18 protein-coding genes and 1 pseudogene are annotated in these 17,924 nt (G+C 69.9%); 11 read left to right on the top strand and 8 right to left on the bottom strand.

All coding sequences use genetic code 11. The annotated features are described in order from the left end of the window. Positions 1-9: 9 nt before the first annotated feature. Positions 10-339 (bottom strand): annotated as a pseudogene (locus tag AB0E85_RS27150) (beta-galactosidase trimerization domain-containing protein); the annotation flags it as partial. A 1,233-nt stretch (positions 340-1,572) separates the two neighbouring features. On the opposite strand from AB0E85_RS27150, the gene AB0E85_RS27145 reads away from it, so the two are divergent. Continuing rightward, positions 1,573-2,004 carry a hypothetical protein gene (locus AB0E85_RS27145; RefSeq protein ID WP_361932185.1) on the top strand — a complete coding sequence of 144 codons (432 nt, stop codon included), beginning with the start codon at positions 1,573-1,575 and terminating at the stop codon, positions 2,002-2,004. A gap of 147 nt (positions 2,005-2,151) precedes the next feature. Continuing rightward, entirely contained in the window at positions 2,152-3,726 is a 1,575-nt protein-coding gene (locus tag AB0E85_RS27140; RefSeq protein WP_361932183.1) for a TIGR03086 family metal-binding protein, read from the top strand. Positions 3,727-4,175: 449 nt separating this feature from the next. On the opposite strand, the gene AB0E85_RS27135 is transcribed toward AB0E85_RS27140, so the two are convergent. After that, positions 4,176-4,466 (bottom strand): hypothetical protein, encoded by a 291-nt coding sequence (locus AB0E85_RS27135; RefSeq protein WP_361932181.1) that lies wholly within the window; start codon positions 4,464-4,466, stop codon positions 4,176-4,178. Between the two features lie 137 nt (positions 4,467-4,603). Then, complete coding sequence (locus AB0E85_RS27130; RefSeq protein WP_361932178.1) at positions 4,604-5,284, bottom strand: class I SAM-dependent methyltransferase; 681 nt, start codon at positions 5,282-5,284, stop codon at positions 4,604-4,606. 331 nt (positions 5,285-5,615) lie between these two features. Between AB0E85_RS27130 and AB0E85_RS27125 the strand changes: the two genes are divergently transcribed. Beyond that, a complete protein-coding gene (locus tag AB0E85_RS27125) occupies positions 5,616-6,494 on the top strand; it encodes a hypothetical protein (RefSeq protein ID WP_361932175.1) in 879 nt (292 codons plus the stop codon). A gap of 223 nt (positions 6,495-6,717) precedes the next feature. Here the strand turns inward: AB0E85_RS27125 and AB0E85_RS27120 are convergent, their stop codons facing one another. Both AB0E85_RS27120 and dapA read right to left on the bottom strand, forming a co-directional pair. Then, positions 6,718-7,050 carry a hypothetical protein gene (locus AB0E85_RS27120; RefSeq protein WP_361932173.1) on the bottom strand — a complete coding sequence of 111 codons (333 nt, stop codon included), beginning with the start codon at positions 7,048-7,050 and terminating at the stop codon, positions 6,718-6,720. 57 nt (positions 7,051-7,107) lie between these two features. After that, positions 7,108-8,055 (bottom strand): 4-hydroxy-tetrahydrodipicolinate synthase, encoded by a 948-nt coding sequence (gene dapA, locus AB0E85_RS27115; RefSeq protein ID WP_361932171.1) that lies wholly within the window; start codon positions 8,053-8,055, stop codon positions 7,108-7,110. 71 nt (positions 8,056-8,126) lie between these two features. On the opposite strand from dapA, the gene AB0E85_RS27110 reads away from it, so the two are divergent. Further along, a complete protein-coding gene (locus tag AB0E85_RS27110; RefSeq protein ID WP_361932168.1) occupies positions 8,127-9,056 on the top strand; it encodes a LysR family transcriptional regulator in 930 nt (309 codons plus the stop codon). Here AB0E85_RS27110 and AB0E85_RS27105 read toward each other — a convergent pair. After that, the gene (locus AB0E85_RS27105) at positions 9,053-10,066 is read right to left on the bottom strand and encodes a hypothetical protein (protein WP_361932166.1); all 1,014 of its coding nucleotides are present in this window, start codon (positions 10,064-10,066) and stop codon (positions 9,053-9,055) included. The genes AB0E85_RS27110 and AB0E85_RS27105 overlap by 4 nt on opposite strands. Positions 10,067-10,542: 476 nt before the next feature. Here AB0E85_RS27105 and AB0E85_RS27100 point away from each other — a divergent pair, with 476 nt between their 5' ends. Genes AB0E85_RS27100 through AB0E85_RS27090 form a run of 3 tightly spaced genes read left to right on the top strand, consistent with a single transcriptional unit; the run spans position 10,543 to position 12,768 of the window. Next, entirely contained in the window at positions 10,543-11,454 is a 912-nt protein-coding gene (locus AB0E85_RS27100; protein ID WP_361932164.1) for a DUF6192 family protein, read from the top strand. A 2-nt stretch (positions 11,455-11,456) separates the two neighbouring features. Continuing rightward, positions 11,457-11,870 (top strand): RacP protein, encoded by a 414-nt coding sequence (locus tag AB0E85_RS27095; protein ID WP_361932161.1) that lies wholly within the window; start codon positions 11,457-11,459, stop codon positions 11,868-11,870. 40 nt (positions 11,871-11,910) lie between these two features. Then, the gene (locus AB0E85_RS27090) at positions 11,911-12,768 is read left to right on the top strand and encodes an IS5 family transposase (protein WP_361932159.1); all 858 of its coding nucleotides are present in this window, start codon (positions 11,911-11,913) and stop codon (positions 12,766-12,768) included. 95 nt (positions 12,769-12,863) lie between these two features. On the opposite strand, the gene AB0E85_RS27085 is transcribed toward AB0E85_RS27090, so the two are convergent. Together AB0E85_RS27085 and AB0E85_RS27080 are read right to left on the bottom strand one after the other, a co-directional pair. Next, positions 12,864-13,652, bottom strand: coding sequence for a glucose 1-dehydrogenase (locus tag AB0E85_RS27085; protein ID WP_361932156.1), 789 nt, complete (start codon positions 13,650-13,652; stop codon positions 12,864-12,866). Further along, on the bottom strand, positions 13,645-14,388 hold the full coding sequence (locus tag AB0E85_RS27080) for a FadR/GntR family transcriptional regulator (RefSeq protein ID WP_361932154.1): 744 nt from the start codon (positions 14,386-14,388) through the stop codon (positions 13,645-13,647). Before AB0E85_RS27080 ends, AB0E85_RS27085 begins: the two co-directional genes overlap by 8 nt. A 352-nt stretch (positions 14,389-14,740) precedes the next feature. Between AB0E85_RS27080 and AB0E85_RS27075 the strand changes: the two genes are divergently transcribed. From AB0E85_RS27075 to AB0E85_RS27060, 4 genes are all read left to right on the top strand, one after another. Then, on the top strand, positions 14,741-14,932 hold the full coding sequence (locus AB0E85_RS27075; protein WP_361932151.1) for a hypothetical protein: 192 nt from the start codon (positions 14,741-14,743) through the stop codon (positions 14,930-14,932). Positions 14,933-15,225: 293 nt separating this feature from the next. Next, positions 15,226-15,579: a hypothetical protein gene (locus AB0E85_RS27070; protein WP_361932148.1), complete on the top strand. Its 354-nt coding sequence runs from the start codon at positions 15,226-15,228 to the stop codon at positions 15,577-15,579. Positions 15,580-16,182: 603 nt separating this feature from the next. Beyond that, positions 16,183-16,779, top strand: coding sequence for a sigma-70 family RNA polymerase sigma factor (locus tag AB0E85_RS27065; protein ID WP_361932146.1), 597 nt, complete (start codon positions 16,183-16,185; stop codon positions 16,777-16,779). Next, positions 16,776-17,753 carry a CU044_5270 family protein gene (locus AB0E85_RS27060; RefSeq protein WP_361932143.1) on the top strand — a complete coding sequence of 326 codons (978 nt, stop codon included), beginning with the start codon at positions 16,776-16,778 and terminating at the stop codon, positions 17,751-17,753. Before AB0E85_RS27065 ends, AB0E85_RS27060 begins: the two co-directional genes overlap by 4 nt. Positions 17,754-17,924: the final 171 nt, after the last annotated feature.

Genomic DNA, 17,924 nt, shown 5'->3' with positions numbered 1-17,924 from the left:
CAGCGGGGTTCAGGCGATACGGAGCACGAGGCAGCCGCCGGGCGGCAGTTCGGACACCGGGGCGTCGAGCAGGTGGCGGGCGGGCTCGGGGAGCGGCACGGGTTCGGTGCGATGGCTGATCAGGAAGCGCCGGCGGCGTCCGTCCGGGGCGTGCCGGGTCACGGTCTCGACCCGGGGAGGCAGGCCCGGCACCTCGGGTCCCACGCCCGTCTCGTCGAGGAGCCGGGCGACCGGGGCCGCGTAATCGGCGTCGTCGAGACGGGTGGAGAGGTACCAGCCCCGCCCGGCGCCGAAGCGGTGACGGGTGAGCGCCGGGCTGCCGGCGAGCATGCCGTGGGTGTAGGCAGCCGCTCGCCGCCCTCGGAAACCGCACGCCCACGGTCAGAACGCCGGACGCGAAGCCGGGTCGAACCGGTCAGTCCTCCGCAGCCGTTCCCGCAGGCGGCGAGCAGGGACGTGATCGCCGCGGCCCCCGGCCACAGCGGTGTCCTTGGCGACGAAGCTTCTGCGGTTCAACTCGTTGCTCATGAGCGGCCCTTCCCTCGGAGCGTCGAAGCGCTTCACCTGGGCGCGAACGCTAATGACATGTTTCTTGCGAAACAAGAGGGCGATGCCCGGGAAACTTTCCTTCCTCCCTTGCATTGACAGCTTGCGACCTTGCATTGACAGCTCGCGAGAGCGATGGCAGCGTCGAAGCGCTTCAACACCCGAAACCGGCCTGCTGCTCACGGTTGCCGCGTGGGTTCTCCGTCGCAGAGCACCGGAAGCGAGGTGGCGCAGCTCCACGTCTGTGCGCTGAACGCCCGTTACGAGGCGCCCAGGCTGCGGCTCGCGGACTTCCGCACCGCCTGCGAGGTCCTCGTCGCACGGTCCGCCGGACCCCGGAGGACGACAGCGACGGCTTCCATGCCCTGCGAGCCTGCTGTGGTCTGGTCCGGGACAGGCGCGGCCCACACTTCACCACGCAGGACCGCTCGCTTCCCGCGGGTTGCCGGCCTGCACGGTCGAAGCTCTGGACTTGCTCAAGAGGTGCTGTAGGCCAACGCAACGCCGGGCATACTGCGGGCAATCGGGCGCAGTCCGGCGGAGGGGGACGTCATGTTGATCGCATTCGTATGGGTGGGCGTGCTCGTATTGGCGCTCGTCACGGTGATCACCTGGATGGTGCGCCGGGCATGGCGTCGTGCGTGGGACGATCTGAGTTTGCGGGCAACTGCGCCCGGCTGGGGTGCGGGGCCGGGCCATGGGGCATGGCCGACCGGGCCGACCGGGCCGGGCATGTACAACGCCACGACGGCGCATGCTTCCGGCAGTCCCGCGGAGCACCCTTCCTGGTGGGAGGCAGGCGCGAACGAGCATCCTTCGAGTGACTGCTCCGGCGGCGGTTCCTCGTCTTGCGGTAGTTCGTCTTCGTGTGGGAGTAGTTCGTCTTCGTGTGGGAGTAGTTCGTCTTCGTGCGGGAGTAGTTCCTCTTCGTGCGGGAGTAGTTCGTCGTCCTGCGGCAGTTCCTGCTGACCGAGCCAGGCCTCTCGCTGAAAGGCGGAGTCCCGTCCCGCAGTCACGGCTTGGTCCGTGCTCATTGAGGTGTTCGGGCAGTGGGCCGAGGCGACGGACGGAGGACGGCGGCCCTCGGGCATCGTGGAGCCGGAGCCGGAGCCGGAGCCGGAGCCGGAGCCGGAGCCGGAGCCGGAGCCGGAGCCGGAGCCGGAGCCGGAGCCGGAGCCGGAGCCGGAGCCGGTGGTGGTGACGCCCGGGGCGGGTGTGATGCGGCTGATCCCGGACCGCGTGGAAGGCATGGGGGCGGAGGCGCTCGCGCCGCGGTACCTGCGGATCATGGAGATCGTCGCGAAGGCGTCGGGGCCGGTGATGGCCAAGGACGTCGAGCTCGCGCTGGGCCGGGAGAACACCCCGGGCAAGGTCGAGCCGGTCCGCGGCCAGTTGCGCAAGCTATCGGACCGGGGCTGGCTGTCGCGCACGGGCTCCGGACGCTATCTGCCGCGCTGACCACCGGCTGCGGTCCGGCGTCGGCGTACAGATCTCTGTGTCCAGCCGCGTACACCAAAACGTGCCCATGGAATCGCGTGGCGCAGACATGGCGGAAGCCGGGCGCCTGTTGACTCTCCCTTCGTGGGAGACCCAAAGGTGGAGCGCATGCACGTCGGTGACAACACGTTCTGGAGTATCGGGGAGGTTGCCCGGAAGACCGGGCTGTCGGTAAAGCTGATCCGGCACTGGTCCGACACCGGGGTCATCCACCCCGCAGGCCGGACTCCGGCCGGCTACCGGCTGTACGGCACCGAAGCACTGGCCCGTCTACAGCTGGCGCAGACACTGCGAGGGCTGGGCCTGGGGCTGGCGACGATCCGCGACGTACTGGAACGCGAGAACACCCTGTCGGAGGTGGCCGCAACGCACATCGACGCGCTGGAGAGGCAGATCCGCACGCTGCGAACGCAGCAGGCGGTGCTGCGCTCCGTCACCCGCCGCAACACCACTGCCAAGGGGCTCACCATCATGACCGAGCTGGCGCGCATGTCCGCCGCTGAACGCCGTGCCGTCATCCAGGACTTCGTCACCGACACCTTGGGGGAACTGGACGTACCCACCTACCGACGGGGCCTTCTGGCAGCGACCCCGGACCTGCCCGCCGATCCCACCAACCAGCAGGTCGACGCCTGGCTCGAACTGGGCGAACTCGTCAGAAACCCAGCTCTGCGCACCGGTCTGCGCCGTATGGCCCACTACGCCGCCGAACACCACCCAGGCGAGCACGACGACAGCGCGTTGCGGGACGCCGAGCGGGTGACAGATGACTGGCTGCGGCGAGTGGAAACCGCGATGGCGCAGGGAATCGCCGCGGACTCGCCGGCGGCCGACCCCATCGTCACCGCCATCGTCGAGACGTGGATCCCCACGCAGGCCGCTCCGGACGACGAGACGCTCGTTGACGACGCGCAGACGAGGGGTCTGCTCCTTCAGCAGCTCGAAGTCGCCTCCGACACGCACGTGGAGCGGTACTGGCAGCTGCTGTGCATCATCAACGGCTGGCCCGTGCGGCCCAGCATGGCGGAAGCCGGTCGATGGCTGACGACGGCATTGAGGGCGCATCCTGAACCCGGTGCGCGAGCCGCACAACTCGCTGAGATGTACGACGCCGGTGAGGACGCGTGGGGACCGACCGGCGTACTCCATGCCTGTGAAGAAGTCCTGGACGCCGTCGGCAGGCTCGTCTCCGCGGTGGAGCCGGGCCAGTTCGCCCAGCCGACGACCTGCGCCGACTGGGACGTTCAGGCCCTCCTCAACCACCTCGTCTGGGAGAACCTGCTGTGGGCCGGCCTGGCCAACGGAACCCCCCGCTCCGACTTCACCGCCGACCACCTGGGGGACGACCATGTCGCGGCCTTCCGTACCGCGTCCCAGGCCGCACGGTCGGCCTTCGCAGGCCCGGGCATGCTCGAACGGCGCTACGGGCCCGCTCCCGGGCGACGGCTCGTCGAGCAGTTGGTGATCGAGATGCTGGTTCACGGCTGGGATCTGGCCCAGGCCATCGGGCGCCCCTACGACAGCGTTCAGCACGTCGCTGAGACGGCCCTCCCTGTCGTATGCGAGATCTACGGCGATCTGCCCCGTACTGCCGGGGGTTCCTTCGCCGAGCCGCAGCCGGTACCCGCTGACGCCGGCCCGCTCGACCGTCTGGCCGCCTACCTGGGCCGCACCGTCACCTGACGAACACGAGCACGCTCCCGTGTACCTGGCTGGGCGCGTTCGCGCGTACGCCGACATCCGGCCGGTTACGGCCGTAACACGAGGGCCCCCGGCGGGAGTTGGCGCCTGTGTGAAGAAGCAGCCGCCCGCCGAGGGCTCTCCCGGTGTTGTCTACCAGGTCCGGCTTCCCGTGTCGAAGCGGACCGTAGATCTCGTCGCCGGCCTGATACGCCGCAGGCGCAAGCAGCTGGGCACCCGCTGGCGCAAGGCCGCTCCGGGCACGCAGGCGATCGTGGTCCTGGCCGTCCTTCTTTGCGTTCATGCCACGCCTCGGCCGGCATGCTCTCGCAGCACACTGTGCAGGATGGCCGTACAGCTCTGACCCTCGCGCTGTTGCTGTTGCTGTTGCTGTTGCTGTTGCTGTTGCTGTTGCTGTTGTTGCTGCCGCTGCTCGCCTGTGACGGCGGGGCTCACCGATCGCCTGCGAAGTGGTCGTGGATCTCGTCGCTGCAATCGTCCGCGCCGACCTTGCTCCGTGAGAAGGCCAGCACGCCGTCGTCCGTGTCTTGCTGCTCGGCCTTGGCCAGCTTCGTCTCGATGTCCGCGATGTACTGGGCGCACTCGGGGCTGACGGGCTTCGGGGGGCGTGGGTCCGGAGCGGAGGTGGCGTTCAGCCCGGCGGTGGCGGCGATGCCCAACGCGCACAACAGCACCCACCCGGCGATCCATGTGCGGCGGCTTGTCCGTATCGGCTTGGGCATCCGGGCATCCTACGGGTGCTACGGGATCGCCCGCGATGCTCCGGCACCACGAGCCGCGAGCCGTTGCATCGAAGCCGCTCTTCCAGATCGCCGGCGCGCGCTGCCCGTCCGCGTGGAAGACCGCCGACCCTGGGGTCTCAGCGCAGCCGGCGTGCCCGCAGCACGATGTCGTCGGTGTGGTGTGCGCCGGCGCCACCCTCAGGTGCCACGCGCGGCCGTTGCTCGTTCGCCTCCACCTCCCAGTCGTCGTCGAGAAGAGCGGCGACCATCGAGGGCCAGACGTAGTCGGCGGGGTCGAAGCCGCTGTCGTGCGCGTGCCGGGTGTCCATCCCCGCGTGATGCACGAGCAGCAGCACGCCGCCGGGCGCCACGGCTGTGAGGAGCGCACGCTCGGCTGCCGCGTCGGGGGTGCGCAGCAACGCCGGATACTGCGCGGACACCAGGTCGAAGGAGGCCGGTGGAAGCACCGCCTCGGTGAGCGCCGCATGAACCCACTGAACGACGACGCCGGCGTCCAACGCGTGCCCGGCTGCCCGTTCCAGCGCCAGGCCCGAGACATCGAGCGCGGTCACGTCCCAGCCACCGCGCGCGAGCCAGATGGCGTCCGCGCCTTCCCCGCAGCCGACGTCGAGCACGCGCCCGGGTGCGAGCCCGGCGGCTTCGGCCACGAGGGCGCCGTTGGGCCGGCCGCTCCACAAGGAGTGTCGGCCGGCGTACCGGCTGTCCCACTCGGCCCGCACCGCGGGGTCGCCGACGTATCCGTCGGCAGGCGTTGGGCTGTCCGGCGCGGGCGATCCTGCTGCGAGGTCTTCGGTCACGGGCCCACGGTCGCCCACCGGATCGCACTCTGGCCACTCCCGTTGCCGATCCGGCAAACGGCCTCGCCCCTGAGCTGCGGGCGCAGAGGCGGCGGTCTCGGGCGGCCATACGCAGCCGGGGCGCGGTCCCTCCACCGGTACGCATGGAGATGTAGGGCGGTTCGACCTGTACTTCGGTTGCGGCGATCGCCCCCGGAACGCGACCGGGGGGCATGGCCAGGGGGCTCGGGGCGCCGATCTGCTGCCGAGGGTTGTTATGACCGCTGTCATGATAGATGCTGCCTATCGGCGTTCACTGCACCCGAGCAGGACGAGCCGGGAGGGCTTGAAGATGAGCGAAAGCGTCGCACGGGCAATGTGGGAGAGGTTCGAACCGGTCCACCAACTGGTCTACTTCACCCCTGAGGTGCGCGAGGCCGCGGAGGGTCTCGGATTACGCGGCTACTGGATGGGCTATTTCGCTCTGCGTGCGGCGCCTCTCGGCCCGGTTCCCGCCTCCGTCGTCACCAGCTGCTTCTACGTCTTCCATCCCGACCGGGCCGCGGGCGCCCTGCCTGACGCCTGGGCTGTCGCATCTCCTCAGCAGGTGATCGAGGCGCGCGAGCGGGCCGTGGACGCCGCGATGACGAGCCTTTTCGGTGCGGACGTCGTTGCCTCCGCCGGGCTGGCCGAGGCCGCCGACCTCGCCTGGGAGGCCGCCCGCGCCGCGGACACGGCGGGACGGGTGCTCGGCGCGGCCAACCAGGCCCTGCCCCGCCCGGCCCAGCCACACGTGAGGCTCTGGCAGGCTGTGACCACCTTGCGCGAACACCGCGGCGACGGCCATGTCGCCGTGCTGGTGGGCCGTCGTCTGGGGCCGGTCGAGGCACTGGTACTCAAGAGCGCGACAGGGGAAACCGACGCCGAGTTCCAGCGACGCATCCGTCAGTGGGACGTCGTGGAATGGCGTGCGGCGCAGGCGACACTGCGGGAACGCGGCTGGATCGACGAGGAGGGGCGCCTCACCGAGACCGGGGCGGCCGTACACGAGCAGATGGAGGCGGACACGGACGCGGCGGCCCTCACCCCGTGGCAGGCCCTGGGCGCCGACGCCACCACCCGCCTCGCCCACCTGCTCGAACCGCTCGCACGACGCGTCCTGGACTCCGGAATCATCCCGACCGGAAACCCGGTCGGACTCACCAAGGGCACATGGAGCTCCAAGACTTGACGGTGGCGGTGCGGTCGATCGGGATACCCGTATCGGCAGTAGAGGGCCGCCCGCCCCAGGCATCGATGCGGGCCTGAGTCGGACGAGCAGTCCGGCGAACAGCCGGATCGGGCCAGTGCCCGTGTCCGACCGCGGTGATGAAGCTGTCGGAGGTGCCGTAACCCACGGCGATCTATGCACGGAGGATCACCCAGAACCGGAAGTGCTGAGCAAAGCCGTCATCTCAGACGTCGGTAGTCGGCGCAAGGGTGTCCAACCAGACGTCGAAGACGAAACGTGTGTGGTCGGGGCCGCCCTCCAACCACCACGTGCTCACTGTGGCGATGTCATCAGTGACCTCTTCGATCGTGCACTGGATGCTGGTCGGGCACGGGTAGGCCGAGGTCGACAGAAGGTTCCCTCCGAAGTAGGCGGTCTTGCCGACCAGTTGGTGAGGGCGGTCGTAAGCGTCGGCGAACTCCACCAGGACCAGGCCCGGTTGCGGATCGTCGGTGAGCCAGCAGACAGCGATGGCGGGCAGTTCACAACCATCACCCTTGCCCAGGTTCAGCCCCATGGCTTGACGTTATCAACCGGGCGTCCCACAGGAGACAGAAGCAGAGGCAACCGCACGTCAGGCCGCGGCCTCGGCCTCGGCCGCATGGTGGCTCTGGCGGCTTCGGTGGGTCCGTGCCGTGGCCAAGTCCGCTGCCCGCGTGACCGAGTTGGCGTCGGCGGCCAGCAGGGGTAGCCGGACGGCCGGGCTGGGGATGCGGCCCTGGGCGTGCAACACCCCCTTGATCACGGTCGGGTTCGGCTCGGCGAAGAGTGTGGCGGACAGGCGGGCCAGATCGGCTCCCAGTCTGCGAGCCGGTCCGGCGGCGTCACGCTGCCAGAGGGAGATCAGCTCGGCGTAATCAGCGGTGCGGACATTGGCCGACGCCAGGATGGCGCCGTGGGCGCCCGCCGCGAGCAGTGGCGAGATGACGGCGTCGTCACCGCCGAGCACCGCGAAGTCCGGAGGCGACGAGCCGAGCAGTTCCATCGCGGCCGCGTTGATCGCGCCTGTGGCGTATTTGACGCCGACGACCTCCGGCAGGTGCCCGAGCGCGATGAGCGTGCTGGTGCTGAGGGACTGGCTGGTGCGGTACGGGATGTCGTAGATGACCAGCGGCAGGCCCCCGTGCTCGGCGAGTGCCGTGAAGTGCGCCAGTGTTCCCGCCTCGCCGGGGCGGGTGTAGGCCGGCGCGGGAACCAGCGCCGCGGCCACGTCACCGCTCTGAGCGAGCTCCCGCAGCGTGGAGTTGGCGGCGGCGGTGTCGTTGGTGCCGACGCCGACGATCAAAGGAGCTTTGTGTGCCCGGCAGGCGGCCGCGCAGATGCGCACCACGGCCTGCTTCTCCTCGCTGGTCAGTGTGGCTGCCTCCGCGGTGGTGCCCAGGGCGACGAGTCCGCGAGCACCACCGTCCGACAGCGCATCGTGGGCGAGGCGGGCGAGCGCGTCCGGGTCAAGGCGCAGGTCGTCGGTGAACGGTGTCACCAAGGGGACGAAGAGGCCGGTGAGGTTCGCTTCGGGCTTCATGCATCCAGCCTGACCGACCGGAACCCGGTAGATCCAGCTCATGTTTCTACACGTATGCGTAAGATCAGCTTATGCTCGATGTCCGAAGGCTCCGCCTGCTGCGCGAACTGGACCGACGCGGCACCATCGCGGCCGTGGCCGAGGCGCTCGCCTTCACCGCCTCGGCCGTCTCCCAGCAACTGGGCGTGCTGGAGCGCGAGGCCGGTGTGCCCTTGCTGGAACGAAGCGGCAGACGGGTGGTGCTCACGCCCGCGGGCCGCATCCTCGTCGCCCACGCCGACGCCGTTCTCGAACGCCTTGAGCTGGCCGTGTCCCAATTGGCCGGGGCGCGCGAGGGCATCGGCGGGCCGCTGCAGATCGGGACGTTTCCCTCCGGCGGCCCCGCGATCGTGCCCGCCACGCTGGCCGAACTGGCCCGCAGACACCCGGCGCTGGAGCCGATGGTGCGGGAGATCGACTCGGCACGGGTCTCCGACGGCCTGCGCGCCGGCGAACTCGATGTGGCCCTCGTTCACGACTACGACTTCGTTCCCGCGTCTCCGGACACCACGGTCGACCAGGTGCCCCTGCTGGAGGAGCCCATGTACCTGGCGACGGGCCGCACCAACGACAGCCCTCCCGCGACCGGTCCCACCACCCCCGGCGGCACGCTGTCGGAGTTGCTCGGACCCTGGGCCACGTCACCGTGGATCACGGCCAGGGAGGGTACGACCGGTCACGCGATGGCCGTACGCGCCTGCCAGGCGGCCGGCTTCCAGCCGCGCATCCGGCACCAGGTCAACGACTTCCGTACGGTCCTGGCACTGGCCGCCATCGGGCAAGGCGCCGGATTCGTACCGGAGATGGCCACCCGACACGCCCCCGAGGGCGTGTCGCTGACCCGACTGCCCCTTTTCCGCCGCTCGAAGGTCGCCTTCCGCGCGGGCGGCGGCACGCACCCTGCGATCGCAGCATTCGTGGCGGCGGTGCGAACAGCGGTCCAGGGGCTGGGAAATCCCTAGTTGGTGAGTGCGTAGCAGGTGGCGCGGGCTGCGCCGTGCTCGTTCCAGTCCCATTTGTCAGTGGGCCAGGTGAACCAGTGCGTGTCTCGCTCGGCGGACTCCGCTCGCCAGGCGGCGGGGGAGTTGGGGACGGCTCGGTCGCAGGCGGTTTCGGCTTGCTGCCGGGCTTTGTCGGCCCCTGGGTAGGTGGTGGTCATCTCCGGCTGGGCCAGGATCCGGGCGCCGTGCTTCGTCTCGCACGGGCGGCTCACGACCAGGCGATTGGAGTCGGTGCCGGTGTGCGGGTCGAAGCACGCGCCCGGTTCCAGTTCATCGATCTCCCGGACCGTGTCCCGCGCGGGGAGCTGCCGGGCGGCGGACGGCAGCTTCGGGGCACCCGCACCGTGCCGACTGATGGTCAGCTCGGCCCGGATCCCCTTCAAGCTCCGCAACGAACCCCACTCCCGCGCCTTCAGGGCACCCAGATCGGCCGAGGCGCGGGTGAAGCGTCCTTGGCCGTCGGTGCGGAGCACGAGGTCGATGGGCAGGGGTGCGGCGGCTTCGTCGGTCCCGCGGTGCAGCATGTCCCGCAGGTCCTTGGGGAAGAGGGCGAGGGCCGCGGGAGCGGTGGTGCGGATCGTGTAAGTCCGGCCGGCCTTCGTCGGCATGGACTTCGTCACCTGACCTCCGGACGAGAGCAGCTCCAGCAGTGTCCCGCCGAACGGGACCTGGGTGCCGGCCAAGGACTCGACATTGCGGTTGCCGTCGAGGGTGAAGTCGCTCGGGGCATGGCGGATCCAGTACGGCGCGGTGCCCGGCCGCACCAGCACGTCTGCCCCCTCGACGGCGACGCCCAGCTCCGCAGGCTGAGGAGACGGTGCGGGGGAGGAGCCCAGTAGCGCCTCCCGCTGCCCCGTGGTGACCCGCTTGGTGAAGGTCCACGACCGGGTGCCGACGGCGTGTCCCGCCTTCGGGGCCATCCGGCCCTCGCTCGTCAGGACCGCCTCACCGGTGCCGAGCTCGAAGGCCATGGTCTGCCGGAACGCGAAAGCATCCGCCGCCAGGGTCGCTTCGAGAGCTTTGGCAGGCTGCTGCTCCTTCGGAGCGGAGAAGACGGGGTGCGGCGGCTCGGCCGGTTCGCCGGCAAAACACCCAGCGACCGTAAGCGCGGCTGCGGCTGCGGCTGTGGCGACGCCGAAACGGGCGCGCGTGAGGGAGGGATGACGGGATATCACGACGGTACGACAGCGGCACCCACTCCACGGTTGCACGGCGGACGATAACGGAACCGCAACGCCGCCGGGAGGCGCCGGACCTGGGCCGGCGGGCTGTGTGTCCCCACCAGCCTCAGAGAGCACTAAGAACCCGTCTTTGAACCTGCTTGTACGCAACAGCGTTTGCTGTGGGTTGCCGGGGGTCTCGTGCGGCAGGATGCTGCGGGCAGAGGCCGGGACTTGTCGCCGGCGGAGGGAGTGCCGGCGTCCCGTGCCGAGGGGTGGTGGGCGCCATGCCCACGAGCACGAAGATCGGGAGCGTCTCCCGGGCGCGGTACGAGGAGATCATCGCCGAAGACCGGAAGCTCGTCGAGGTCGATACGAAGATCCAGTTCAAAATCGGTGACCATGCTTTGGAGATCGAGCCGATGCGGCCGCACGGCGGCTCGTTAGCGGCGGCCGGTGAGGAACTGCTCGGGGTGCGAGAGACCCTGGAGCTCTATGCCGAGGACATCGGCGTTCCCTACAACCAGGTCCGCCTCAACCGGCAGACGGCCAGCAAGTGGCCTGCAGAGCACCGGATCGCGGGCGTCTCCTTCGAGATCCACCGGATCCTGGAGAAGCTCGATGACCGTTTCGACCGGATCAAGGAGCCGCCCTCGCATCCGCGCGACGGAGTGCCGCGGTGGACGCAGGACGCGGCGAAACGTCAGGTCGGGTGGCGGGTCGACCATCCGCAGACCTCGCAGGAGAAGGTCGAGGCGATCCACGACCTGGCGGTCGACGATCAGGTCGCCGCACGCGTAGCCACCGACTTCCTTCGCCGGCCCAGCGTCGCCTTCCGGGCGGCCAGTGACGATACGACCCGGCATCTGTTCAACAAGGCCCAGACCGACCGGTGGCACCAGGCCGACCAGGCAGAGCCCGTTCCCGGGCGGCCGGAGAGCCCGGTCGCGCCGGTCGTGCGGCAACTCGACCGGACGATCGACTTCCTGGATCTGATCGGCGCCTGTCACAAGTTCGTGGCCGCGACCGGCCGCCTGGTGCCCCAGATGCGCGGACGCCGCCTGTCCGAGGACGAGCGGGAACTGATCCACAAGCAGGTCGACAGGGTCCGTGCGACCTGCGAGTGGATTGTCACCGCCGTCGACAGCGGCCATCTGGACATGGACGAGGAGCTGACCAAGCTGCTGCGGGGCGAGTAGCCGTGCCGCGCCGATCGCGGCGCGAGGGCGATGCCGCCCGCGAGTATGCCGAGGCTCTCTGGCGAGTACTGATGTCGGCCCGCCCCGCCGGCCTGCACATGCCGCAGCTGATGCGGGCCACCGAACTGACCCGAAGCCAGGTCCGTTCCGGGCTCGCGATGCTGCGCGACACCATCGGCAAGAAGGGCTGGCCGCCCCTCATCTACACACGCGCCGACGGCTACCAGTTCACCGCCGACGGCGACGTCCTCCAGGCATACGAGGTGGCAGTGATCCGCGAGAAACTGACCGAGATCCGCAGACTGATCACGGGCACGGTCACCCCGCACGCCGCACTCGCCCCCGAGGACAAGTGGGTCCGTCACATGGTGGCCCAGCTCAACTCCGTCGAGTCCACCCTCGACCTGATCGCCTGATCCCCGCCTCCGCAGGGAGGACAGGCCTGAGGAGCACGGGATGCGACAGCGCCGCTATCCCTCGGACACCAGCATCGGCGAGTGGGTCCTGCTGGAGCCTCTGCTGCCCACGCCCGCATGCCAGTTGTCCACGGGCGGCCACCCTGAGAAGTGGCCTCGCCGCGCGATCGTGGACGCCATCCGGTATGTGGTGGATACGGGCTGCAAGTGGCGGGCCCTGCCCGCGGACTTCCCGCCCTTCCAGACGGTCTTCGGGTTCTTCAGCCGGTGGCGCGCGGCCGGCATCTTCAACCTCATCCGCGACCAGCTCCGGCGCCGGGTCCGCCGCGCCATGGGCGCCTCCCCGCACCCCGTGGCCGCGGCGATCGATTCGCAGTCCGTCAAGGTTGCCGCCACCGTCCCGAGATCCACTTCCGGATTCGATCCGGGCAAGAAAATCTCGGGCAGGAAGCGACATATCGTCTGTGACATGAAGGGGCTGCTGCTGTTCGTCATGGTGACGCCGGCCGACACCCACGATGCCGTCGCAGCCAAGGAAGTCCTCCTGCGGGTGCGTCTCATGCATCCGCAGATCGCCGTCGTCTGGGCCGATTCGATCTACGGCGGAACGCTGACCGACTGGGCCAAGTCCTTCCTCAACCTGACGGTCAAGACCGTGAGCAGGCCCGAAGGAGCGAAAGGCTTCGTTCTCCTGCCACGACGATGGGTGGTGGAGCGAAGCCTGGCGTGGTGGCTCCACGCCCGCAGAAACGCCCGGGACTATGAGACCCGGCCCGAGCACTCCGAAGCGATGCTCACCCTCGCGGCCATCACGCTCATGACCCGTCGCCTCACCAGGCCTACGACCGAGCCGAACGCCGCTCCACCGCGTCCCGCCTCGGGTGTCGTGGCTGCGTGAACGAGAGCATTCACAAGCGGTCCGTACGCCGGTGATGCTGGGTCGTTCGGGATGCATCACCGCTAGGAAGTGCCGTCCTGCGGATGCGGCAATTGTCAGGTGGCCGTGTAGCCGCCGTCGACGGCCAGCACGGAGCCCGTGACATAGCTGGCGGCCGGTGAGGCGAGGAAGGCGTAGGGTGCGGCGATTTCCTCGACGGTGGCGCGGCGCCCGAGGGGTGTGAAGGTGTTGATCCGCTGGTCGGAGCCGGGGTCGTCGTGGGCGGTGACACTGTCCATGATGTTGGCGACGTAGCCGGGGGCGACCGCGTTGACCCGGATGTGGTGTTCTGCCCACTCCGCTGCGAGGGTGCGCACGAGTTGGTTGATGCCGCCCTTGCTGGCCGCGTATGGGGCGAGTGTCGGGATGCCGACCGTACCGGCGATCGAGGACGTCATGGTGATCGACCCTCTGCTGTTCTCGGCGATCCAGTGGCGGGCTGCGGCCTGGGCGGGCTGGAAGGCCCCCCGCAGGTTGACCGTCAGGATCCGGTCCCACTCCTCAGGGGTGTATTCGATGGCGGGCTTGATGATGTCGATTCCCGCGTTGCACACGAGGTGGTCGAGGTGCCCGAAGATGCTGGCCGCTTCGTCCACCAGGCCGCGGGCCACCTCGGGGTCGGTCACGTCGCCGGCGAGGGCGGCGGTCCGGGGACGCTCACGGTCGGTCTGTGGGTACTGCTCGCGCAGAGTCTTGAGCGCCGCGCCGGTCTCGGCTTCGTCGTAGCCGTTGACGAGGACGCTCGCGCCCTGGGTCAGCAGGGTGCGGGCGATCGCCAGCCCGATACCGCGGCTGGAGCCGGTCACGACAGCCGTGCGGCCGGAGAGATCGAAAAGGTTACTCATGTCGGATTTCCTTGATTCGGGCCCCAGGGCGGTCGGGGCGGAGGTTCTGCAGTGCGGCAACCGCCCGGTGCAGGCACAGGGCAGCGGCCCGCTCTGCCGCTTCCGGGTCGCCGGCCTCGATCGCGGCGACGATTGAGGCGTGCTCCGGTGCCTGGTGACGTACGGCATCGGGCAACGGGGAGTCGACGACGGCCCGCAACGTCTCACGCAGCCCGTCGGTCAGGTGCGCGTACAGGTCGATCAGGGCGCTGTTGTGCGAGGCCGCCACGACCTGGCGGTGAAAGCGCAGGTCCGCCTCCACGAACGCCTCGTGCTCCTCTGGGCGGGTGCTCTGCGCCCGGTCCCGATCTGCCAAAGCCGCACGCAGCAGAGCCAGGTCGTCCGGGGTGCCGCGCATAGCAGCCATCCGGGCCGCATCCCGTTCCAGGGAGGCCCGCACCTCGTAGACGTCCAGGATCTCCCGGTGGTGCCGGGCCACGCGGGCCAGTGCGGCGCCGACCCCGCTGCGCGAGCGCACATAGGTGCCATCGCCCTGGCGCGCCTGCAGCATCCCCGAGTGCACCAGCGCCCTCACGGCCTCACGGACGGTATTACGTCCCACGCCCAGCAACTCGACGAGTTCCGGTTCGGAAGGGATGCGGTGCTCCAGCGGCCATTCGCCGCCGGTGATCAGGTCCTCAATCTGCTCAATGACCTCGTCGACCAGATTCCTGCGGACCGCTCCGCGCAGCGGCACGACCGGCCCCTTTCATCTGCTGACGGCTTACCTTCACCGTAACAGACATGTGGTCATCCCATGTTTGTATGCTGCGGTGTCTGCTGGAGCCGGTAGACGACCGTCCGCTCGGCTTACACCAACACCGCGCCAACCGTGCGGTCCCCGCTTTGACAAGCCGCCCCGACGACCTGCCGCCGGGGCGCAAGTTCCAGGTTCAAAGACAGGTTCTAACAGGGACGCCGTCGCAGCTGTTGCCGGGCATCCTGACCACGGGGCCACTCAGTGACACGAGCAGTGCGGTGTACCGACCTCGGCGCCGGGTACTCCGCATGAAAATCAGCAGGTCGAGCCGCTTGTGGCGAGGAGAGTCATGACGCAGGAAACTCGGATCGAGAAGGGCAACCGGTTCTGCAAGGCGTGCGGCGCGCCGGCCGAGAACGGGAGGTTGTGCAGTCACTGCGGAACTGTTCTGCACTTCCCCGACGCGGATGGTCTGGTCGAGGACGAGGGTGCTGCGGTGCGGCGGGACTTCGAAGGGCGTGCCCCGCACCCAGAGGTCTGAGCAGTCGAAGTAGACCGCCTCGATCCCCCATCTGCAGGTCCTCAGCGGCACGACTCGGCCGGGGTACGCGCTTCACACAAGGTTCCCCGGTCTGCCGATCGCGGTTACGGGGGAAACTGTGCGACGGTGGATGAACGCCGAGACCGGCCGGCCACCTTCGGGTGCCGGTCTTTTGGGGAAGTCGGGCGTTGCCCCCATCCCGGGCACCCGGCCCCCGCCATCGTCGTCCATCCCCTCCAAGGGGGGTGCTTCGCCTTTGGGCTCGCCAACCCCCGAAAGGGGGCGCACCCCGCATGAACATCATCACCACGATCGACGGCACCTCCGCACGCGTCTCCCCGGGCGGAGACATCGACTTCGACACCCTGCCCCCGCTCCGCGCCACCGTCGACGCCCTGCCGCCGCATGTGACCGACCTCCAGTGGGACCTGACGAGTACGGCCTTCATGGACGTCACCGGCCTCAACTTCCTCTTCGCCTCTGCGCCGCACGACAGCGCGCCGGGCCGCCGAACGACCGTGACGGGACTGAACCGCCAGCCGCTGTGGCTGCTGCTCCTGGCCGCCGAGGTGCGTCCCACGGCGTTCGACATCTCCCGCCTGATTCCCAACACACCACCGGCCGATTTCCGGCCCGTGGCCCCTTGAGCGGCCCCGCGCCGGTTCCGATGGGCGCCGGCGGCAACCGGACCGTTACGACCGGGCCGGCAGCGGGGGCAGGCGGGAAGCCAGGAGGCCGGAAGCCGCCGGGCCCCGTCCCGGTCGACGGCACGGCGGCGATCGCTCGCGGCGTAGCAGCCGCCGGCGCCTGACTGGACGCGTTCTTCAGCTCACTCGGCCCATCCGTCTCCTGAAGGATCACCGGAGCGGACGGCGCTCCTGCTGCGCAAGCCTCCGTCATGTTGGCCTGGGGGAGGGGCCCTGGTGCCCCTGCACGGTCGCCGTGCCGTGCGACGGCGTGACGATGCGGGAGCTGGGCCCGCCCGCTCCCCGATCGCCCGGTCCGGCACATCGCCGCGGCGTGTGCAAGGGGCCTGGGGCGGGGAGGATGCCGGCTGTGCCGGGGGAGGCCGCCGAGGCGTCCGGCCTCGCGGGACGGGGGCGTGAACCCGTTGGCCGCGGCGTGGCAAGTACTGGATGTGAACACCCACCCTCCTCCTGCCACCCACGATCCCGACGACCACCAGCCCCACCAGCCCCACCAGCCCCATCGGCTCGGCCCCTTCGGCCCCATCGACGGACGGACTGTCCATGACTGATCTGGACGGCGGCGACGCCGAGCTCATCGCAGCCTCACGTGAGGAACCCGAGCGTTTCGCCGCACTCTTCGACCGTCACGCCCCGGCGATCCACCAGTACGTCACCCGAAGGCTCGGTCGGGACGCAGCCGACGACGTCACCGCCGAGACGTTCCTGACGGCCTTTCGGATACGGGCCCGGTTCGACCCTGCCCGCGCCGGGGTGCGGCCCTGGCTGTACGGCATCGCCGCCAAGCAGATCGGCCGGCACCGCCGCCAGGAGGTCCAGGCACTGAAGCTGCTCGCCCGTACCGGCCACGACCCGGTCGCCGACAGCTGGACCGACTCGGCCGATGACCGCCTGGCTGCCGAGGCCGCCGTCCGCTCACTGGCGGGGGCACTGGCCCGTCTGCCCGCGGGTGACCGGCACGTCCTGCTGCTCTTCGCCTGGGCCGACCTCGGCTATCAGGAGATCGCCGAAGCCCTCGGCATTCCCGTCGGTACCGTCCGCTCCCGCCTCAACCGCGCCCGCCGCAAGCTCCGCACCCAGGCCGGCACGGTCGGCGACTCCCTCATCGAAGCTCGCATACACGAAGGTGACCCCGCATGAACGAGCTTGACGAGTTGCACGGCCTGCGCGCCGACGCACCCCTTCCCGACACAGAGCGGCTCGCCGCGCCCCGGGCCCGGCTCGCCGCGGCACTCCGGCACCAGACCCGCCCGGAGCGCGCCGCCCTTCCCCGGCGCCGGATGATCCTGGTCGGTGCCGCCACCGCAGGGGTCCTCGCCGTGACCGCCCAGATCGTCGCGAACGGACCCGAGGACGGCACCCGCGCCTCCACACCCAAGGGCCCGAAGGTGCTCTCGGCAGGCGCCTCCGCCGACGCCCTCGAACTGGCCGCCGCGACCGTGGAGAAGCACGACGGCACCGAGCCCGGCCCGAAGCAGTGGGTGTATGACAAGAGCACCGTCTTCGTCCAGGGCAAGCCGCAAAGCAGCGAGGAGTGGTCCCGCTGGGACGGAACCGGGCACGCCAATCTGCCCGGCATCCCCCCGGCCGGTGACGTCTCGGACTTCGATCCGGACAAGCTCCAGGTCTGGTACGGCCCCAACCAGGAGGAGAGGTGGAAGAAGGAGGGCTACGACGACCGCTCCCAGCGGCAGTTCTACCGCTTTCTCGCCACCCTGCCCAGCGACCCCGGCCGCATGATGCAGCGCATCCGCCAGGAGCACGCCATCGACTCCATCAAGGGGGAGACCCGCGCACAGCGCGACTGGCGGGAGATCGACGTCCTGTACCGGTCGGTGCTGATCCCGCCGAACGTCCAGGCGGGTCTGTTCCGGGCTCTCGCGAAGATCCCCGGCGCCCGTGTGACGACCGGCGTGAAGGACCCGCTCGGCCGCGCGGCGATCGGCGTGAGCGTGACCTACGCCGCGAAGACGCCCTCCGGCTGGCAGGGCAAGCAGGAGATCTTCTTCGACCCCGACAGCTACGCCTACCTCGGGCAGACCCGGGACGACGGACAGCTGGTCAGCGCCCGCGCCGCCTGGGGCGTCGTCGACAAGCCCGGCGCCCGCCCCTGAGCATCCGCGAGGGGCACCCGATGCCACACGGGGCGCCCCTCACCGGCGCACCGGCTGCTCCGGGCTGCCACGTCCGCAACGTGGGCCTTCAGCGCGCCGGAGAACGGCTTCGTCCTTGCGCTGGAGAACGGCCTCGTCCTTCTGCGACTAGGGGCGGCTCACCCCCGCCAG

Origin of the sequence: Streptomyces sp. NPDC029044 (assembly GCF_040637495.1) — a bacterium.
GTDB lineage: Bacteria > Actinomycetota > Actinomycetes > Streptomycetales > Streptomycetaceae > Streptomyces.
The sequence above is the reverse complement of the archived record's forward strand: the minus strand, read 5'-3'. Positions and strand labels throughout refer to the sequence as shown.